This window comes from Comamonas sp. w2-DMI, assembly GCF_040187735.1.
Taxonomy (GTDB): domain Bacteria; phylum Pseudomonadota; class Gammaproteobacteria; order Burkholderiales; family Burkholderiaceae_C; genus Comamonas; species Comamonas terrae.
On the sequence record NZ_JBANEL010000088.1, the window covers coordinates 1 to 807 of the forward strand.

An 807-nucleotide genomic window follows, 5' to 3' on the forward strand; every position below is an offset into this window, starting at 1 on the left:
GGCTCCGTTGCAATAAGGAAGTTCGCATGAGCGAAAGCGAGCAGTGCCGATCGCTCAGGCGGCCAAGGAATAGAACTGGTCTGCGGCGGACGCAACTTGTCCGTCGGGGCAGTGAAGCTGACCCTTCTTGATCATATGAACCGTCTCAATACCGGCCAATAAAATGCGCGCACAGCGAAAAGATTGGAAGCCGAGCATGGGCCGGATGATGCGCTTGATGGCTCGATGGTCCTGCTCGACGATGTTGTTCAGATACTTCACCTGCCGCAGTTCCATCGGCGCACCGGAATCTTCTTGAATGGCGCGGACGGCAGCGGTGTTGGCGCCACTCTTGTCGATGGTGATCTTGTCAGGCAAGCCGTGCTGGCCGATGGCGCGTTCCAGGAAGCGGCGCGCTGCGGCCAGATCGCGCTTGGCCGTGAGCAGGAAGTCGACGGTGGCGCCGTCACGGTCGACGGCGCGATAGAGATACTTCCATTGTCCTGCGACCAGTACATAGGTCTCATCCATCCTCCAGCTGCTGCCGACCGGGCGCTTACGGCGACGGAATGCCACGGCCAGTACGGGTAGAATCTTCAACGCCCAGCGGTGGACGGTTGTGTGATCGACGAACACACCGCGTTCATGCATCATTTCCTCGATGTGCCGCAGGCTCAGCGGATAGGCGACGTACCAGCGCACGCAGGTCAGCATCACTTCCAGCGGATAGTGCAGTCGCTTGAGCACTTTGCGTAAGGCCTCGTTCATCGATAATCGTCCCGATCAAATCGCCGACTTTAACAGATGCCCCTTATTGCAACGGAACCG

The 807-nt window shown here is 58.7% G+C and carries 1 protein-coding gene; it reads right to left on the reverse strand.

The features are described from left to right. Window positions 1–54: 54 nt before the first annotated feature. The gene (locus V8Z74_RS26210; RefSeq protein WP_349712326.1) at window positions 55–747 is read right to left on the reverse strand and encodes an IS6 family transposase; all 693 of its coding nucleotides are present in this window, start codon (window positions 745–747) and stop codon (window positions 55–57) included. Window positions 748–807: the final 60 nt, after the last annotated feature.

Excerpts from the sequence above, each read along its gene's own strand:
- V8Z74_RS26210 (WP_349712326.1), bottom strand. The coding sequence starts at position 747 with ATGAACGAGGCCTTACGCAAAGTGCTCAAGCGACTGCACTATCCGCTG.